Origin of the sequence: Sorangium sp. So ce394, assembly GCF_051474665.1 — a bacterium.
Taxonomy (GTDB): Bacteria; Myxococcota_A; Polyangia; order Polyangiales; family Polyangiaceae; genus Sorangium; species Sorangium cellulosum_D.
Window position 1 is genome coordinate 7,396,837 of record NZ_CP150339.1, and the last position, 17,927, is coordinate 7,414,763.

At 69.9% G+C, this 17,927-nt stretch carries 12 protein-coding genes; 8 read left to right on the forward strand and 4 right to left on the reverse strand.

Annotated features, from left to right (window positions below; genetic code table 11):
- The first annotated feature begins 126 nt into the window (after nucleotides 1-126).
- From atpD to WMF33_RS26960, 5 genes are all read left to right on the forward strand, one after another.
- Nucleotides 127-1,551, forward strand: a complete 1,425-nt coding sequence (atpD, locus tag WMF33_RS26940) for a F0F1 ATP synthase subunit beta (protein WP_437331312.1) — start codon at nucleotides 127-129, stop codon at nucleotides 1,549-1,551.
- 7 nt (nucleotides 1,552-1,558) lie between these two features.
- Nucleotides 1,559-2,116 (forward strand): ATP synthase F1 subunit epsilon, encoded by a 558-nt coding sequence (gene atpC / locus WMF33_RS26945; protein WP_437331313.1) that lies wholly within the window; start codon nucleotides 1,559-1,561, stop codon nucleotides 2,114-2,116.
- Between the two features lie 199 nt (nucleotides 2,117-2,315).
- Nucleotides 2,316-4,265 (forward strand): DNA primase, encoded by a 1,950-nt coding sequence (dnaG, locus tag WMF33_RS26950; RefSeq protein ID WP_437331314.1) that lies wholly within the window; start codon nucleotides 2,316-2,318, stop codon nucleotides 4,263-4,265.
- Between the two features lie 120 nt (nucleotides 4,266-4,385).
- On the forward strand, nucleotides 4,386-6,305 hold the full coding sequence (gene rpoD, locus WMF33_RS26955) for an RNA polymerase sigma factor RpoD (protein WP_020737349.1): 1,920 nt from the start codon (nucleotides 4,386-4,388) through the stop codon (nucleotides 6,303-6,305).
- Nucleotides 6,306-6,440: 135 nt separating this feature from the next.
- Complete coding sequence (locus tag WMF33_RS26960) at nucleotides 6,441-6,743, forward strand: hypothetical protein (protein WP_437331315.1); 303 nt, start codon at nucleotides 6,441-6,443, stop codon at nucleotides 6,741-6,743.
- A gap of 75 nt (nucleotides 6,744-6,818) precedes the next feature.
- On the opposite strand, the gene WMF33_RS26965 is transcribed toward WMF33_RS26960, so the two are convergent.
- Entirely contained in the window at nucleotides 6,819-7,580 is a 762-nt protein-coding gene (locus WMF33_RS26965; RefSeq protein WP_020737351.1) for a rhomboid family intramembrane serine protease, read from the reverse strand.
- A gap of 296 nt (nucleotides 7,581-7,876) precedes the next feature.
- Nucleotides 7,877-10,525, reverse strand: coding sequence for an outer membrane protein assembly factor BamA (gene bamA / locus WMF33_RS26970; protein WP_437331316.1), 2,649 nt, complete (start codon nucleotides 10,523-10,525; stop codon nucleotides 7,877-7,879).
- 310 nt (nucleotides 10,526-10,835) lie between these two features.
- Between bamA and WMF33_RS26975 the strand changes: the two genes are divergently transcribed.
- The 3 genes from WMF33_RS26975 (at nucleotide 10,836) to WMF33_RS26985 (ending at nucleotide 16,165) form a co-directional block, all read left to right on the forward strand.
- Nucleotides 10,836-13,238 (forward strand): DNA gyrase/topoisomerase IV subunit A, encoded by a 2,403-nt coding sequence (locus WMF33_RS26975; RefSeq protein WP_437331317.1) that lies wholly within the window; start codon nucleotides 10,836-10,838, stop codon nucleotides 13,236-13,238.
- A gap of 2 nt (nucleotides 13,239-13,240) precedes the next feature.
- Nucleotides 13,241-15,178: a DNA gyrase/topoisomerase IV subunit B gene (locus tag WMF33_RS26980; RefSeq protein WP_437331318.1), complete on the forward strand. Its 1,938-nt coding sequence runs from the start codon at nucleotides 13,241-13,243 to the stop codon at nucleotides 15,176-15,178.
- Between the two features lie 405 nt (nucleotides 15,179-15,583).
- Nucleotides 15,584-16,165 (forward strand): helix-turn-helix domain-containing protein, encoded by a 582-nt coding sequence (locus WMF33_RS26985; protein ID WP_061625148.1) that lies wholly within the window; start codon nucleotides 15,584-15,586, stop codon nucleotides 16,163-16,165.
- Between the two features lie 85 nt (nucleotides 16,166-16,250).
- On the opposite strand, the gene WMF33_RS26990 is transcribed toward WMF33_RS26985, so the two are convergent.
- A complete protein-coding gene (locus WMF33_RS26990; protein WP_437331319.1) occupies nucleotides 16,251-17,069 on the reverse strand; it encodes a carbon-nitrogen hydrolase family protein in 819 nt (272 codons plus the stop codon).
- A gap of 59 nt (nucleotides 17,070-17,128) precedes the next feature.
- Nucleotides 17,129-17,887, reverse strand: a complete 759-nt coding sequence (locus WMF33_RS26995) for a hypothetical protein (RefSeq protein ID WP_437331320.1) — start codon at nucleotides 17,885-17,887, stop codon at nucleotides 17,129-17,131.
- Nucleotides 17,888-17,927: the final 40 nt, after the last annotated feature.

Below are 17,927 nucleotides of genomic sequence, written 5' to 3' on the forward strand. Positions count from 1 at the left end.
CTCGCCTCGAGACATCGGCGAGAAGCTCCGCGGGATTTCTGGTATGCGGCCACTAGTCGGACGCGCAGGCCCGTGCTAGTGGGCCGCGCGACTCGTCAAAGCTCGTACGAGGAGGGCTCCCGCTCCATGGTTGTTGGAAAGATCACCCAGGTCATCGGACCGGTCGTCGACGTCGATTTTCCGTCGGGCCAGCTGCCCAAGATTCTGAACGCGCTCAAGCTGAGCAACCCGAGCATCTCGGCCGAGCCCGACAACCTCGTGCTCGAGGTCGCCCAGCACCTCGGCGAGTCGACGGTGCGCACCATCGCGATGGACTCCACCGACGGCCTCGTGCGCGGCATGGAAGTCCGCGACACGGGCAAGCCCATCATGGTGCCGGTCGGCAACGAGTGCCTCGGCCGCATCCTGAACGTCGTCGGCGTGCCGATCGACGAGGCCGGCCCGGTGCACGCCAAGAAGCTGGCGCCCATCCACAGGGAGCCGCCCCCGTTCATCGAGCAGTCGACGAAGGTCGAGGTCTTCGAGACGGGCATCAAGGTCATCGACCTCATCGCCCCCTACCGCAAGGGCGGCAAGATCGGCCTGTTCGGCGGCGCCGGCGTCGGCAAGACGGTGCTCATCCTGGAGCTCATCAACAACGTCGCGAAGGCGCACGGCGGCGTGTCGGTCTTCGCCGGCGTCGGTGAGCGGACGCGCGAGGGCAACGACCTCTTCCTCGAGATGAGCGAGTCGAAGCTCGCCGACGGCAGCCCCGTCATCTCGAAGGCCGCGCTGATCTACGGCCAGATGAACGAGCCGCCGGGCGCTCGCGCCCGCGTCGCGCTCTCGGCGCTCGCCGTGGCCGAGCACTTCCGCGACGAGGAGGGCCAGGACGTGCTCCTGTTCGTCGACAACATCTTCCGGTTCACCCAGGCGGGCTCCGAGGTGAGCGCGCTCCTCGGCCGCATCCCGAGCGCCGTCGGTTACCAGCCGACCCTCTCGACCGAGATGGGCGCCTTCCAGGAGCGCATCACCTCGACCACGAAGGGCTCCGTCACCAGCGTGCAGGCGATCTACGTCCCCGCGGACGACCTGACCGATCCCGCGCCGGCCACGGCCTTCGCCCACCTCGACGCGACCACCGTGCTCTCGCGCGCGATCTCGGAGCTCGGCATCTATCCGGCCGTCGACCCGCTCGACTCCAACTCGACGATGCTCGATCCCCAGATCGTCGGCGAGAAGCACTACTCCGTCGCGCGGCGCGTGCAGCAGACGCTCCAGCGCTACAAGGATCTCCAGGACATCATCGCCATCCTCGGCATGGACGAGCTCAGCGAAGACGACAAGCTCATCGTGTCGCGCGCCCGCAAGATCCAGAAGTTCCTGTCCCAGCCGTTCTTCGTCGCGGCCCAGTTCACCGGCCTCGAGGGCAAGCTCGTCCCGCTCAAGGACACGATCGCGGGGTTCGAGGAGATCCTCGATGGCAAGCTCGACCACGTCGCCGAGCAGGACTTCTATCTGGTGGGCGGCATCGACGAGGTGAAGGCTCGGGCTTCGAGAAAGGCGGCCTGACGCGGCCATGGCCGACACCATCCTCCTCGAGATCGTGACGCCGACCGGCGTCGCCCTGCGCGAGCAGGTCACCGACGTGACCGCGCCGAGCGTCGCCGGCGAGTTCGGCGTGCTCCCGGGCCACCTGCCCCTGCTCGCCGCCCTCCGGACCGGCCTCGTGACGTACCACCAGAACGGCCAGGAGCACCGCCTGGCCGTCCATCATGGATTCGTCGAGGTCGCCAACGATACCGCGCTGCTGCTCACCGAGCGCTTCGCCATGAAGGACGACGTCGACGTCGTGCGGGTGCGCCGCCGGCTGAAGGAGGTCGATGCAGAGCTCGACCACTGGCAAGGCGACCTGACTGATCCGCGCCGTCGTGAGCTCATCGAAGAGGAGCAGTGGCTCGCCACCGAGCTCGAGCTCATCGGCGACCCGCCCCCTCCGATGGTCCGCGAGGACACGCGATTCCTCGCCGATCACGCCGAGGCGCCGTCGGTCGAGGAGATGGTCGAGGCCTCCCAGCCCGACGAGAGCCTCACGGACCACAAGAGGCCCGGCTCTCCGTTCCCCGATCCGAAGTGACGTACCTGGCGGCTACCGCCTTGCGCGTGCGGCCGCCGCACAGGACACTGTTCTTCACACAAGCCGCGAGGGGCTGGGGGATCTCCCGCTTCGCGAGCTATCCGCACCGCCGAGGCGCTGGCGCGAACCGCGCCACGCTGTCTGGGTCCACCCGTGATGTTCTGCGGGCCCCGCGCGCACGGGGCCCTCAAGGCAGCCCATGATCTCTCCGGAGACGATCGCGCTCGTGAAAGAGCGCACGGATCTCGTAGCGCTCATCGGCGAAAGCGTGCGGCTCACGCGCCGCGGGCTCTCCTTCACCGGGCTCTGCCCGTTCCACAAGGAGAAGACGCCCAGCTTCCACGTGAACCCGAACCGCGGGTTTTATCACTGCTTCGGCTGCAAGGAGACCGGCAGCGCCATCGACTTCGTGATGAAGCTCGAGGGCCGGACGTTCGCCGAGGCGGTGCGCGCGCTCGCCGAGCGCGCCGGCATCGAGGTGGCGGAGTCGATGACCGAGGCCGAGCGGCGCGAGGCGCAGGCGGCGCGCAGGTCGAAGGACGACCTCTACGCCGTCAACCACCTCGCCGCGACGTTCTTCGAGCACAGCCTCCGCGGCGGCCCGGGCAGCGGCCCCCACCCGCTCGCGCGCCACGCCCACGAGGAGCTCGCGCGACGCGGTCTGCCCCTCCGCGACGGCGACGGCGGCGTCGACCCGATCTCCGAGGCCCTCCAGGCGTTCCGGATCGGCTACGCCCCGTTCGGCTGGGACGCGCTCGCCACCTACCTGCGGCAGCAAGGCGTCTCCCCGGTCCTCGCCGAGCGCGTCGGGCTCCTCGTGCCGCGCTCGTCGGGGAGCGGCCATTACGACCGCTTCCGCCACCGGCTCATGTTCGCCGTGACCGACGTCATGGGCCGGGTGATCGCGTTCAGCGGGCGCGCCTTGCCCGACCCGAGCCCCGCCGAGCTCTCGTCGCTCGGCATCAGCGGCCCTGCGCCGCAGGCCGACGGCGCCCCGGCGAAGTACATCAACAGCCCCGAGTCGCCGATCTACACGAAGGGAGAGCACCTCTTCGGGCTCTACCAGGCGCGCCAGGCGATCCGGCAGCGCGGCGAGGCGGTGCTCGTGGAGGGCAACTTCGACGTCGTCGCCCTCCACGCGCGCGGCATCGGCCACGCGATCGCCCCGCTCGGGACCGCGTTCACGCCCGGGCAGGCGAAGCTCATCAAGCGCTTCGCGCCCGCGGTCACCCTGCTCTTCGACGGCGACGCGGCCGGCAAGAAGGCCACGCGCGCGGCGCGCTCCCCGTGCCGCGAGGCGGGCCTCAGCGCGCGCGTCGCCGTGCTGCCGGCGGGCGTCGATCCCGACGACCTCGCGCGCAAGCACGGCCCCGACGCCGTCGCCCGCATCCTCAAGGCCGCGCGCGGCCTGCTCGAGCACCTCATCGACGAGGCGCTCGACGGCGACAGCTTCGGCGGCTCGTCGCTGCCCGAGCAGCTCGCCCGCGTGCGCGCCGTCGCCGCGCTGCTCGCCGAGGAGGACGATCCGAACCTCAGGATGATGGCGAAGCTCTACGCCGATCGCGTCTCCTCGAAGCTCGTGATCGGCGGCCGCTCGCCCGACGACCTCCGGCAGCTCGAGCGCGTCGTCGAGGAGTCGCTCTCCCGGCCGCGGGGCCAGCCCACCCGCGAGGTGACCCCATCCGGACAGACGACCGAGACGTGGGAGCGCGCGCGCTCACGCGCGCAGGTCCAGGAGGTCAGCCTCGAGATCCTCGGCTCGATCCTGGATTTTCCCGAGCTTCTGGCCGACGACGAGGTGCAGAGCGCGCTGGAATGCCTCGAGGGCGAGGTCGCCCTGGCGGTTGTCGCAGCGCGTCAAAATTTCACATTTGAAATGGGACTTGCCGCCGGCGAATTTCTTGCGCAAGTCCCGGCTCCGATCCATTCATTCGCGGCTGGACGGCTGGTCTCGCCTGTCTTCGAAGCGGCCTCAACGGCCAAGGCGACGCTCTTGGAGAATTCACAAAAGTTGAGCAGGCAGGCCCTGGCGCGACAGAAGGCGGCCGTCATGAGCCAGCTCCAGAAGAGCGCGGTCGACGCCGATGCTGAAAACGCGTTGCTGCGTGATCTATTCCAGCGAAGAGCGGGGGGGCTCGGTCTTCCTTGATGCGTTCCGTGTCGCCCCTACGTGGCGGCCCGACGTGCGTGATCCCTAGAGTTTCTCGGAATCATTTGGTGTGTCTTGTCGGTCGCGGCGAGCTGGTCGCCGTAAGTGGAGCATGAGGTAATGGCGAGCAAGGCCAAGCAATCTTCCGGTCGGGCAGGCGGGGTCGCGAGGGCGGCGGGGGGCGGCGCGCTCAACGGCGCGCGGCACGCTTCGACACGCGGGCACGCTGAGGGAGGGGCACGCCCAAGCAACAAAGGAGACGCGGGCATCCGAGCCGAGCGGTCCGAGAAGGACCGGAAGACCCTGGAGAAGCTCGTCGAGACCGGCAAGAGCAAAGGCTTTCTCACCTACGACGAGGTGAACGACGCGCTTCCCGCGGACGTCGCGCCCGATCAGCTGGACGACGTGGTGGGCGCCCTCGGCGACGAGGACATCGAGATCGTCGACGGCGCGACCCAGGTGAAGATCGCGCCGAAGCGCATCGCCGACGAGGAGGCGGGCGAGAAGAAGCTCGTCGTCACGCCCGACCGCGAGGAAGAGGACGTCGACTACTACTCGAAGTCGAACGATCCCGTCCGGATGTACCTCCGCAAGATGGGCAGCGTCTCGCTGCTCACTCGCGAGGGCGAGGTCGAGATCGCGAAGCGGATCGAGATCGGCGAGCAGAAGGTCAACGCCGCGATCCTCGACTCCCCCATCGCCGTCCGCGAGATCATCGATCTCGGCGAGAAGCTCCGGAAGCACAAGATCCGGGTGAAGGAGCTCATCAAGGACGCCGAGAACGACGACCAGGAGTTCGATGAGGAGGAGGCCGACCGGCGCATCATCCGCCTCATCGACAAGGTGAAGCGCGTCGACAAGAAGAAGGCGGAGCTCCTCGAGGAGCGCAAAGACGTCAAGACCGAGGTCCGCCGCAAGCAGATCGACGTCGAGGTGACGCAGGCGACGGCCGAGCTCGTGACGACGCTCGAGGAGATGCGCCTCAACAAGCGGACGATCGACAAGATCGTCCAGAAGCTGAAGAGCCTCATCTCGAAGGTCGAGAAGGCGGAGGCCGGCGCGACCGAGCTGGAGCGCCGCACGGGGCTCTCGAAGGGCGAGCTCAAGCGCGAGCTCATCAAGGTGAAGGGCAACCGCGCCCTCGAGGGCCGCCTCGCCAAGAAGCTCAACGTCAACCGCGAGGAGCTCAACGACTTCGAGTCGACCATCAAGAACGCCCAGAAGGGGCTGAAGAAGGTCGAGGAGGAGCTCAACATCGACGTCGCGGCGATCCGCGAGACCTACGAGAACATCCGCGAGGGCGAGCGGATGGCGGAGCGCGCGAAGGCGGAGCTGGTCGAGGCGAACCTCCGCCTCGTCGTCTCCATCGCGAAGAAGTACACGAACCGCGGCCTCCAGTTCCTGGACCTCATCCAGGAAGGCAACATCGGCCTCATGAAGGCCGTCGACAAGTTCGAGTACAAGCGCGGCTACAAGTTCTCGACCTACGCGACGTGGTGGATCCGGCAGGCGATCACCCGCGCGATCGCGGACCAGGCGCGGACGATCCGCATCCCGGTCCACATGATCGAGACGATCAACAAGCTCATCCGCACCTCGCGCTACCTCGTGCAGGAGTACGGCCGCGAGCCGACCCCCGAGGAGATCGCCGAGAAGATGGAGCTCCCGCTCGACAAGGTCCGGAAGGTCCTGAAGATCGCGAAGGAGCCGATCTCGCTCGAGACCCCGATCGGCGAGGAGGAGGACTCGCACCTCGGCGACTTCATCGAGGACAAGAGCGTGATCTCGCCGGCAGAGGCGGTGATCAACATGAACCTCGCCGAGCAGACCCGTAAGGTCCTGAAGACGCTGACGCCGCGCGAGGAGAAGGTGCTCCGGATGCGCTTCGGCATCGGCGAGAAGAGCGATCACACCCTCGAAGAGGTCGGTCAGGACTTCGAGGTCACCCGCGAGCGCATCCGGCAGATCGAGGCCAAGGCGCTCCGCAAGCTCCGGCACCCCAGCCGGTCGAAGCAGCTGAAGAGCTTCATCGACAGCTAGTCCGTGGGCTGCCCTGCTCGGCAACCGAAGGTAGCCGCCGCGCGCTCGCCGCGCGGCCTGCCTCTCCCCGGCGAGCCTCGCGCCCGCGCGGGGGGGAGCTCCCTCGGCGCACGGCGCGCCGCTCGGGCCCTCCTCGTGCTCGCGGGCGCGCTCGTCGGCGGCGGCTGCGGCAAGACCCTCTCCGAGGACGACTGCCGCAGGATCGGCGAAGCCATGCGCGCCGCGTGGGCGGCGGAGGCGAAGCGATCGGGACCGGCGGAGCCGGGGAGCTCGGGGAAGGCCGCGGTGGTGATCGCGAGCGAGGGCGAGCGGCTCTCGTCGGAGTGGACATCCGATTGCAAACGGGAGCTCGCCGGGAGCGAGGTGGATCCGGGTGAGGTCGACTGCCTCACGCGCGCGAAGACGCTCGACGAGTTCCGCCGGTGCTCCGCGCCCTGACCGCGCGCGAGCGTGCTCAGGGGGGCGTGAGGGGCGCGCCGCGGCGGCTTCAGCTCACGTAGCGCTCGTCGCGCTTCAGTTCAGGTAGCGCTTGTCCTTCGGCGGGTCCTTCTGGCCGCCGGGGATGACCCGGAGCGGGACGCCGCCGGAGCGGCCGCGCGCCGCGGGAACGCGGCGGAGCGCGGCGGACTGCGCCTGCAGCTGCCGGAAGCGCATCCGCAGGTAGAAGCGGCGGAGCGGGGAGAAATCGCCGAAGAGGTAGCCCGCCAGCATGCCGCCGAACGGCGTGATCAGCCCCTCGGGGGGGGCGCGCATGGCGATGACGTTGAGCACCGAGAGGCCGAAGATGAAGACGAGCAGCATGGTGCCCGTCACCGGGAGGACGAAGAAGAGGCGGACCGTGGCGTGCCGGTGCGCGAGCGCCCACGCGACGGCGACGGCCTCGATCATGCCGAGGCCGCCGTAAAACACGGGCGAGGCCACCCTCGGGAAGAGCGCGCCGATCGCCACCTGGAGCGCGAACGCGAAGGCCGCGGAGCCGAACAGGAACGCCACCATGCGGCCGGGACCCCAGCGCTCTTCGAGCGAGGTGCCGAGGAAGTACAGGCCGAGCAGCGTCGTGATGAAGTGCCACGGGTCGCTCGGGCTGTGGATGAGCGGCGCGGTGAGCAGCCGCCATACCTGGCCGTGGAGGATGCGATCGCCGATGCCGAGGAATGGCTCGAGCACGCCTTCCCCGGCGCCTCCCCAGTTCAGCCCCAGGGTGAACATCACCCAGATACAGCCGACCGCGATCATCATCCCCAGCAAGGCCTTGCCTGGCTTGGGGAACCCCATTGAGCTGTGCTCCGGGCGCATAGCTTTCCACCTAACAGCCGCGCCCCCGCCGGGCAACCCGCTGCCCCCGTACTTTACCGCGATTCGCTCCGTGTCCGGCGCCGGCGCGGGCGCCGCGGGCGCGCCGCACGCAGCGCGCCATCCGGGACGATCCGGGGCAGGGTCCGCCTGGCAGCGCGCAAGGAGGCCGCGCAGCGCGCGCCGCGGGCAGCGCGCGCCACCGTGCCAGCGGGCGCGCCGCCGGGCGGTGCGCGCTGGAGGCACGCACGTCCCTGCTGCGCCCGCCGACCGGCGACTCAGAAGAAGTTGCCGATGTTGAACTCGAACTTGTACGTCTCTTCGTAGGGCAAGCGCTTGAACGGGAAGCCCCACTCGAAGCGCAGCGGTCCGAGCGGGGAGAACCACCGGAAGCCGAACCCCCACGACGTGCGGACATCGAGCAGGCGCTCGAGCGAAAAGCACGGATTCGTGACGTCGTGCGGCGAAGCGGGGGCGGCGTTGCAGTAGAGCTTCTCGAGGTTCCACGCGTTGCCGAGATCGGTGAACACCACGCCCTTGATCTGCACCGCCTCGATGAGCGGGAACTCCAGCTCCAGGTTCTGGTAGTACATCAGGTTGCCGCCGATGTTCGCGCCGTTCGCGATCGGCGCGGAGTTCGGATCGAGCGACTCGCGGAGCGGGAGGCGCGGGCCGATGTCCCGGATCTCGAAGCCGCGCACGTCGAGGATGCCGCCCAGGAAGAAGCGGGCGAAGATCGGCACGCCTTCCGGGTTCGGGCTCGTCACCATGCCGGCCTCGGTGTTCAGCTTGAGGACCAGGCTGTCCGTGATCGGGTAGTAGAACCGCCCCGTGGCGCGATACCGCAGGAACTCGTTCTGGCTACCGAGCGCGCTGTGGGCGAGCTCCACCGAGCCCTGCAGGTAGATGCCCGACGTCGGGAAGAGCTGGTTGTTGCGCGTGTCGTAGGTGAGCGCCGGGCGGATGCTGGACGTGATCCCGTCGTTGAAGAGGTTGTAGAGCGGGAGCCGCTGGAACGTGGACCGCGGATCCGCCGTGCCGAGGCCGGTCGTCGTGGACGACGAGATCTCGTCGTTCTCCAGCGTGTACGTCAGCTGCGCGCGGAGCTCCGGCTCGATGAGCGGGTAGCCGATCGTGATCGAGCCGCCCGTGGAGGTCTGCGAGAACTCCTTGTAGGCCCGCAGCTGGTTGTAGACGCTCACCGCCGCGGAGAACGGGCTGTCGAACAGGTACGGCTCGAAGAAGCGGACGTCGATGAGGCGCCGCAGGCCCGAGATCTGCGCCTGGAGCGAGAGCGACTGGCCGCTCCCGAGCAGGTTCGCCTGCTGGACCTGCGCCGTCGCGATGAAGCTCTCGACGCTCGAGAAGCCGGCGCCGATCTGGAAGGTGCCCGTCGGCTTCTCGCCGATGTCGACGTTGACGTTGATGTGCTGGTCGTCCTCGCCCTGCTCGGTGGAGATGTCGACCCGCTCGAAGTAGCCGAGCGCCGTGATCCGCTGCTTCGACCGCTCGAGCTTCGTCTCGCTGAAGAGCTGCCGCTCCTCCACCTCCATCTCGCGGCGGATCACCTTGTCCCGCGTCTTGGTGTTGCCGCGGATCTCGATGCGCCCGAAGTAGACGAGCTGGTTCCTGCGGATGCCGACGGAGATGTCGACCTCCCGCCGGTCAGGATCGGGCTGGGTCTCGGGCACCGCCTCGACGTTGGCGTAGCCTGCGTCGCGGTACAGCGTCTGGATCGCGCTGAGATCCTTCGCCAGCTCGGCGCGGTTGAACCAGTCGCCCGGCTTGGCCCGCACCATCTCGCGCAGCGCTCGGCGCCCGCCGAGCGGCTCGATCTCGCGGCCGTCGGCGTCCCGCTCATACACGCGGAGCGAGCGGATGCGGAAGCGCGGCCCCTCGTTGATCGTCAGCGTGACCTCGATGCCCGTGCGATCGGGCGTGAGCATCACCCTGGGGGTCGCGACCTGCACCGCGAGGAAGCCGCGATCGTAGTAGAGGGCGTTGATGACGAGGACGTCGCGCTCGAACGCGTCCTGGCGGAACGGACCGCCCGTGCCGAAGGCGAAGAAGCCCCCGTTCCCCGTGAGCATGACCTCCCGGAGCTCCTCGTCCGGGATGTTGTGGTTGCCGATGAAGGTGATGCGCCGGACGGTGACGGGCGCGTGCTCCTTGATGGTGAACTTGAGGGTGACCTGGTTCTCCCGCTCCGGTTTGACCTCGTAGCTGACCTCGGCGAGGAAGTAGCCCTCCTCGGCGTACTTGTCGCGGAGCTTCTGCACGCCGCGGCGGACCGCCGCGTAGCTCAGGATCGTGCCGGTCTTGATCTCGACCGAGAGCGCCTCGGTGAGGTCCTCGCTGTCGATCTCGTTGTTGCCGGAGAACTCGATGGCCTTGATGCTCGGACGCTCCCGGACGAGCACCCGCAGGCTCACCCCGTCGTCGCGGCGGGTGAGGTCGACCTCGACGTCATCGAACAGGCCGGAGTCCCAGAGCTCGCGCACGTCGCGCGCCAGCCCCTCCGGGGTGAACGGCTTGCCGACGCGCGTCTGGCCCAGGTAGACGAGCACGTCCTCGGTCGAGACGCGCCGGTTGCCAGCGACCGTGACCTGGACCACCGGCTGGCCACGGGCGAGCTCGGCCTCCGTGGGGGCCACGTCGAGCGTCGGCTCGGCCGTGTCAGCGGCCCCCTGCGCAGGTGTACCGGCGCCAGGCTGGGCCCCCCCGGTCGCGTTGGCCGGAGCGGACGGCTGAGCGGCGCCGGCCGCGGCGGGAGACGGTGGGGCGCCGCCCCCGGGCGGCTGCGCTCCCGGAGCTCCTCCGGGCACCTGAGCTGCCGCGAGCCGCGGCCGCATCGTCGCTGCCGCCACGAACACCAGGAAGAGGCCGAGCCAGACGAGCCGCAGCCAGCGGCCGGGGAGGCGAAGCATTGAACGGGTGCCTGTCGCGTACAAGGCGCCACCCCGTAGCCCAGCGCGACGTGAGTCTCAAGGGCGGACGCCGAAAACAGGGCATCGCCGACGGGTCGCGCCGCGACCCCTGCGTGCGGGTCGATCTCTCGACGATCTGACGCTATGCCAGGGGCCGCACGAGCGCAGGCGAGCACGCGCTGCCAGAAATTCCCGCGAGGCAGCCTTGACCGAGCGCGAGCCCCTGGGTAATTGCCGAGGCTCGCCAGCGTTCACCTGAACATCGGAGCACCTGTTCAACCCGGTGCCCGCGCACTCCCTGGAGTAACGCGTGTCTCGAACCCCCTCCCTTCCGTCCGACGGTGAGGCGCCTCGCAAGGGCCGCCGTGGCGGCCGGCCCGGCGACAGCGAGCCCCCGCCGCCCCCGGCGCCCGACACCTCGCTCGCCGAAGAGGCGCAGCGCCGGTACCTGAACTACGCGCTCAGCGTCATCACGTCGCGCGCGCTCCCCGACGTGCGCGACGGGCTGAAGCCGGTGCAGCGCCGCATCCTCTACGCGATGCTTCACGACCTGCACCTGGGGCCGGACGCGAAGTACCGGAAGAGCGCGGCGGTCGTCGGCGACGTGATGGGCAAGTACCACCCGCACGGCGACGTCGCGATCTACGACGCGATGGTCCGGCTGGCGCAGGACTTCGTGATGCGGGCGCCGCTCATCGCCGGCCACGGGAACTTCGGCTCCGTGGACGGCGATGCGCCGGCGGCGATGCGTTACACCGAGGCGAAGCTCCGCCCCCTCGCGCTGGAGCTGCTCAGCGAGCTCGGCCAGCGCACCGTGGACTTCCGGCCGAACTACGACGGCACCCGCTTCGAGCCGATCGTCCTCCCGTCCCGCTTCCCGAACCTGCTCGTGAACGGCTCGCAGGGGATCGCGGTCGGGATGGCGACGAGCATCCCGCCGCACAACCTGGGCGAGGTCATCGACGCGTGCGTCGCGCTCATCGAGAACCGCGAGCTCACCACGCAGCGGCTCTTGTCGTACGTGAAGGGGCCCGACTTCCCGACGGGGGGCCAGCTGCACGCGACGAAGAAGGAGCTCGAGGCGGTCTACGCGTCGGGCCAGGGCTCGCTGAAGCTCCGCGGCGAGTGGCAGCTGGAAGAGGGCGACGGCAAGCGCGGCGCCGCGCCGCAGCTCGTGATCACCTCGATCCCGTACGGGATCGAGCGGAAGGCCATCGTCGAGAAGATCGCCGAGGTCATCCTCTCGAAGAAGCTGCCGACGCTCGTGGACGTGCGCGACGAGTCGACCGGCGAGGTGCGCATCGTGATGGAGCTCAAGCGCGGCGCCGACGCGCAGCTCGTGATGGCGTACCTCTACAAACAGACGCCGCTCGCGATCAACGTGCAGGTCAACCTCACCTGCCTCGTGCCCACCGACAACGCGGAGATCGCCGCGCCGCGGCGGCTCGGCCTCCACGAGATCCTGACGAAGTTCCTCGACTTCCGCTACGCGACGGTGACGCGGCGGCTCGAGTTCGAGCTCGGCGAGCTGCGGCGGCGGATCACGATCCTCGAGGGGTTCGAGAAGATCTTCGACGCGCTCGACGAGGTGATCCGGATCATCCGCAAGAGCGAGGGCAAGGCCGACGCGGCCGAGAAGCTGATGAAGCGCTTCACCCTGAGCGAGGAGCAGACGGACGCGATCCTCGAGCTCAAGCTCTACCGGCTGGCGCGCCTCGAGATCCTGCTCGTGCAGAAGGATCTCGCCGAGAAGCGCGCCGAGGCGAAGCGGATCGAGGGGCTGCTCAAGAGCGACGCGAAGCGCTGGGCGATCGTCCGCGACGAGCTCGTCGAGATCAAGGGCTCCTACGGCGAGAAGCGCCGCACGAAGGTGGTCGGCTCGATCGACGAGCCCGAGTACCAGGCGGAAGATTTCATCGTGGCCGAGGACGCGAACGTCATCCTCTCGGCGCAGGGATGGGTGAAGCGGGTGCGCGAGGTGAAGGATCTCTCCTCGACGCGCATCCGCGAGGGCGACAGCGTGCTCGCGGCGGTCGCCGGCTCGACGCGGTCGACGGTCGCGTTCTTCTCGAACCTCGGCGCGTGCTACGTGTGCCGCATCCACGACGTGCCGCAGTCGACCGGCTACGGCGATCCCGTGCAGAAGCTGTTCAAGCTGGCGGACGGCGAGCGGATGATCGCGATGCTCTCCTTCGACCCGAGGGCGCTCGACGTCCCTGCGCCCACGCCGGACTCCGCCGAACCGGAGCCGCCGTTCGCGCTCGCGATCACCCGCGGGGGCCTCGGCTTCCGGTTCTCGCTGCGGCCGCACCGCGACCCGTCGACGCGCTCGGGGCGCCGCTTCGCCAAGCTGAACGAGGGCGACGAGGTGCTCTTCGTCCACGCCGTGGACGGCGCCGATCGGGTGCTCTGCGCCTCGAGCGACGCCTGGGCGCTCAGCGTCGCCGTGGAGGAGCTCGCGCTGCTCTCCGGCCCGGGCAAGGGCTCGGTCGTCATGCGGGTCGCCGAAGGCGAGCGCCTGGTCGGCGCCGCGCTCGCCCTCGGGCCGAGCGACGCGCTCACGGTCGAGACGGAGAAGGGCAAGACGCTCGACATCGCCGCGAGCAAGATCGCCGGCCCGCGCGGCACCCAGGGCGAGCCGGTCGCGCGACGCGACCGCTTCGTCCGCGTGGTGCCGCCGGCCGTCGTCGTACCGACGCTGGAGGTGAGCTGAACATGGCCGCCACGAATCCCCCCGTCCGCGCCGCGTCCGGCGCGCGTTACACGGCCGCTGACATCGAGGTGCTCGAGGGGCTGGAGCCCGTCCGCAAGCGCCCCGCCATGTACATCGGCGGCACCGACGTCAGGGGCTACCACCACCTGCTCTGGGAGATCGTCGACAACGCCGTCGACGAGGCGATCAACGGGCACGCGAAGCGGATCGAGGTGACGCTCGACGCCGATCTCCAGGGCGTGACCGTGACCGACGACGGCCGCGGCATGCCCGTCGACGTGCACCCCCGGTACAAGCGACCCGCGCTCGAGCTCATCCTCTGCACGCTGCACGCCGGCGGGAAGTTCGGGAGCGACAACTACAAGGTCTCGGGCGGCCTCCACGGCGTCGGCTCGAGCGTCGTCAACGCGCTGTCGGAGCTCGTCGAGATCCGGGTGCTGCGCGACGGCTTCGAGCACCAGCAGACGTTCTCGCGCGGCGCGCCGATCAGCAAGCTGAAGAAGGGCGCGCCCACCCGCAAGCACGGCACGAGCGTCCACTTCCGGCCGGATCCGGAGATCTTCGGGCAGGGCCGGCGGTTCGATCCCGAGACCATCCGCGAGCGCCTGGAGGCCAAGGCTTACCTCCACGGAGGGCTCGCGATCGCGTTCCGCGACCTCTCGTCCGGGGAGTCGATCGAGCTCCTTCACCCGAACGGCATCGCGGACTTCCTGCCGAAGCTGGTCGCCCAGCGCGGCAAGGCGGTGACGCACCCGTCCATCTTCTACGTCGCGCGCGAGGGCGAGATCCGGCTGGAGGCCGCGCTCCAGTGGACGGAGTCGACCGACGACTACGTGAAGTCGTACGTCAACGGCATCCCCACGCACGCGGGCGGCGCGCACGAGTCCGGCTTCAGCACCGCGATCGTGAAGGCGGTCCGCGCCTTCATGGACGCGAAGAAGATCCAGCCGAAGGGCGTGACGCTGACGGCCGACGACATCCGCGAGGGGATCGTGGGCGTCCTGTCCATCTACATCCAGGAACCTCAGTTCCAGGGGCAGACGAAGGATCGGCTCAACAACCCCGAGGCAGGCCCGGCGGTCGAGGGCATGGTCCGGCCCGCGCTCGAGCAGTGGCTGCTCCACAACGGCACGGCCGGCGAGTCGATCGTGGCCCGGGCGATCCTGGCGGCGCGCGCCAGGGAGGCGCGGCGCGAGGCGACCCAGCAGGTCCTGCGCAAGACGCCGGTGTCGCATCGGCTCAACCTGCCGGGCAAGCTCGCCGACTGCGCCTCGACCGATCCCAGCGAGAGCGAGCTCTTCATCGTCGAGGGCGACAGCGCAGGCGGCTCCGCGAAGCAGGGCCGGGATCGCCGGACGCAGGCGATCCTCCCGCTGCGCGGCAAGGTGCTCAACGCCGAGCAAGCCTCCACCTCGAAGGTGCTCGGCAACAAGGAGCTCCAGGACATCGTGAGCGCGCTGGGCTGCGGGTTCGGCAAGGACTTCGACGCGTCCAAGTTGCGCTACGGCAGGATTTTTCTGCTGATGGACGCCGACAGCGACGGCCAGCACATCGCGACGCTGCTGCTGACGTTCTTCTACCGGCACCTGCCCGGCCTGCTCCGCGGCGGGCACGTGTTCCTCGCGCAGCCGCCGCTCTACAGGATCGACGTCGGCAAGGAGACGCACTGGGCCCTCGACGACGCAGAGCGCGACCGGGTCCTCGCAAAGCTCCCCAAGACAGCCAAGGCGGATATTTCTCGCTTCAAGGGACTCGGCGAGATGCCCGCGGAGGACCTCAAGGCGACGACGCTCGACATCCGCCGCCGACGCGCGCTCCGCATCGTGATCGAGGGAGAGATCGAGACCGATCGCATCCTGAACGAGCTGATGGGCAAGGACGCGCAGGCCCGCTTCCGCTTCATCATGGAACGCGCGCCGAACGCCGAGATCGACGTGTGACGTCGACCCCGCGCCCCGGAGGTCGCGGCGCCTTCGCGCGCGCGCGCGAACCTCATTGGATGCACGGACGCGCGCTCGTATTCATCCTCTGACAGACACGAGATCGCCGCGACGATGTCGCGATGCGTGCGACCGACGAGGCGTGCGTGCGTGCGGCGTGCGCCGCACAGGCACGTTGTGCCAGGCACGGGTGATCTCTGGCGACTGTGCCACGTGAACGGTGGGCCACACCCCCCATGACATCGCGTGCAGGTTGACGAGCAAACGCGGCGTTTTGCGCTGTGGAGCGCCGATTCACCTGAGCCAGGAGCGCTGCGTCCGCTTGCGGCCTACCGGTTGCAATACGTCGCGCCGACGGCCGCGATGACCGCGGCACATCGCCCTTACACCGCTGGAGAGGTACTCGTGACGACTGCGCTTCCCATCTCGACTCCGATCGCACCCTCCTCGTCCCACAGCACGCCGGCCGCACGCTCCCTGTCGGTCTCGGCCTCGCCCATCGCAACCCCGAGCGGCGCGTCGGCGGCGCTCCCGACGTCCGTCGCCGCGGCGCAGAGCTACAGCGCGCCCCCGCTGCGCGAGCGCGCTGCGGCCACCGTCGCCTCGCGCTCCACCCCGCCGCCGCGCTCGGGGGGCCCCCTCCCGCGCAGCACCTCGGAGCGCCTCCTGCTCGGCCGTGACCGCATCCGCAGCGCCGCCGAAGGCGGCCAGAGGATCCGTTCCTACGAGGTCGCGCTGGATCTCGATCTGTCCGAGTTTCACTTTGCGCGGCTCTTCCGCGCCGCCTTCGGGCTATCGCCCCACGTCTACTACGACGAGGTGCGCGCGGAGCGCGCCCGCGCGCTGTTACGCGAGGGGCACACCGAGGGGGAGGTCGCCCGCCGCATCGGCTTCCGCCGGCCGGCGGAGCTCCGGGCCCTCCTGTCGAAGCGCGGCGGCGCGCTGCCCCCGGCCGGCGAGGAGGAGAGCGACGCCTCGGCCGAGTGAACGGACGCAAGACGTCGGCCACGCGAAGCGCCGGAACCACCACGCCCCGGCGCGAGACAAAGTGCTTACCCCCATGACATCGCGATCAGAGTCGCCTGTGCTTGAGCGACGGTAGATTCGCCCTGACTCGCTCGAGATAGGCGGGATCGAGCATCGCCATCGCGATCCCCTCCCCTTCGGACGCCTGAGCGATCACCTCACCCCACGGATCGATCACGCACGACTTTCCGAACGTCGCCCGCGCGCCGGGGTGCTTGCCCCACTGAGCTGCCGCCACGACGTACGCCTGGGCCTCGATGGCGCGCGCGCGGAGCAGGACCAGCCAGTGGTCCTTGCCCGTGAGCAGGGTGAACGCCGCGGGGACGACGATCGCCTCGGCGCCCGCCGACGAGAGCGCGCGGTAGAGCTCCGGGAAGCGGACGTCGTAGCAGATCGACAGCCCGACCTTCACGCCGTCGATCTCGGTGACGACAGGCGCATCGCCGGCGGTCGTCGACGCCGACTCGCGGTACTTCGTGCCATCGGCGATCTCGACGTCGAAGAGGTGGATCTTCCGGTAGCGGGCGGTGAGCCGGCCGTCGGGTCCGAAGACCGCGCAGGTGTTGTACGGCCTCGCCGCGTCGGGCGCGCGCTCGGGGAAGCCGCCGGCCACGATGGTCACCCGAGCGGACCGCGCCGCGTCGGCGAGGCGGCGCGCGATGGGACCGCGGCCGGCGTCGAGGTCCTCCGCGATGTGACGCTTTCCCTCCTCGTTGCCCATGTACGCGAAGTTCTCGGGCAGCACGACCGTCGTCGCGCCACGGCTCGCCGCCTCCGCGATGCGCGCCTCGATCCGCGCCAGGTTGTCGCTCACGTTCTCCTGGCTGGAGAGCTGAAGGGCCGCCCAGATCACCGGTTTCTGCATACGGCAAGCCTACCGCACGAGGCGCCGGAGCGGACCGCGCGCGAGCGAGGGCGCTGAGCTCACCGGGTTCCTCGTCCCCGGAACGCACGCGCTCCCCCGCCGGCGCCCGCAGCTCCGCTACCGCCCGCTTCCCCGCCGGCGCCCGCAGCTCCACTGGCACCCGCAGCTCCGCCGGCGCCCGCAGCTCCGCCGGCGCCCGCAGCTCCGCCGGCGCCCGCAGCTCCGCCGGCGCCCGCAGCTCCACCGGCGCCCGCAGCTCCACCGGCGCCCGCGCCCCCGGCGCCGGGCTCGGCGCACTCCAGCGGCGCATCGTAGTAGGCGCACCTCGCGGCGCACGCGGCGCACACGCACGCGAGCACCTGCTGGAATGCCTGGTGCGCGGCGCCCGCGTCGTCCGGGAACACGCACGCCGCCTGGCAGGCCTTGTCGTGACCGCAGCCCTTGAGGCACACGCTGATCGGCCTGCAACCGGGCTCGGCGTCGCACGCCGAGAGCTGCGCCTCGCAGCGCGCGCCGCGCGAGGCATGCTCGTTGAAGCAATCGCCGCAGCGCCCGGCCTCGCCGCCGTACGCGGCGACGCACTCGCAGAGGTTCGACGGCCGAGGCCCCTCGTCGACGCCCGCATCCGGCGGCGCGCCGCCCGCTGCGCCCGCGCCGCTCGACGCGCCGGCAGGAGGGCGCGGCGGAGGGAGCCGCTCTTCGGTGCAGCTCGGAAGCGACGCGAGCGCGAGCGCGGCGCCCCACGCCATCGCGCCACGGCGGACAACACGGCCGTACGATCCGACAGGAGCGCGCAGCGCCCTCTCCACAAACGACATGATGCTGCGAGCGTAGCCTGCCCCTCACCCGGGGCCGAGC

Bases quoted from the DNA above. Each gene is read 5' to 3' on its own strand.
- WMF33_RS26990 (WP_437331319.1), bottom strand. From the start codon at position 17,069: ATGCAGAAACCGGTGATCTGGGCGGCCCTTCAGCTCTCCAGCCAGGAG.
- rpoD (WP_020737349.1), top strand. From the start codon at position 4,386: ATGGCGAGCAAGGCCAAGCAATCTTCCGGTCGGGCAGGCGGGGTCGCG.
- atpC (WP_437331313.1), top strand. From the start codon at position 1,559: ATGGCCGACACCATCCTCCTCGAGATCGTGACGCCGACCGGCGTCGCC.
- WMF33_RS26965 (WP_020737351.1), bottom strand. From the start codon at position 7,580: ATGGGGTTCCCCAAGCCAGGCAAGGCCTTGCTGGGGATGATGATCGCG.
- bamA (WP_437331316.1), bottom strand. From the start codon at position 10,525: ATGCTTCGCCTCCCCGGCCGCTGGCTGCGGCTCGTCTGGCTCGGCCTC.
- atpD (WP_437331312.1), top strand. From the start codon at position 127: ATGGTTGTTGGAAAGATCACCCAGGTCATCGGACCGGTCGTCGACGTC.
- dnaG (WP_437331314.1), top strand. From the start codon at position 2,316: ATGATCTCTCCGGAGACGATCGCGCTCGTGAAAGAGCGCACGGATCTC.
- WMF33_RS26995 (WP_437331320.1), bottom strand. From the start codon at position 17,887: ATGTCGTTTGTGGAGAGGGCGCTGCGCGCTCCTGTCGGATCGTACGGC.
- WMF33_RS26980 (WP_437331318.1), top strand. From the start codon at position 13,241: ATGGCCGCCACGAATCCCCCCGTCCGCGCCGCGTCCGGCGCGCGTTAC.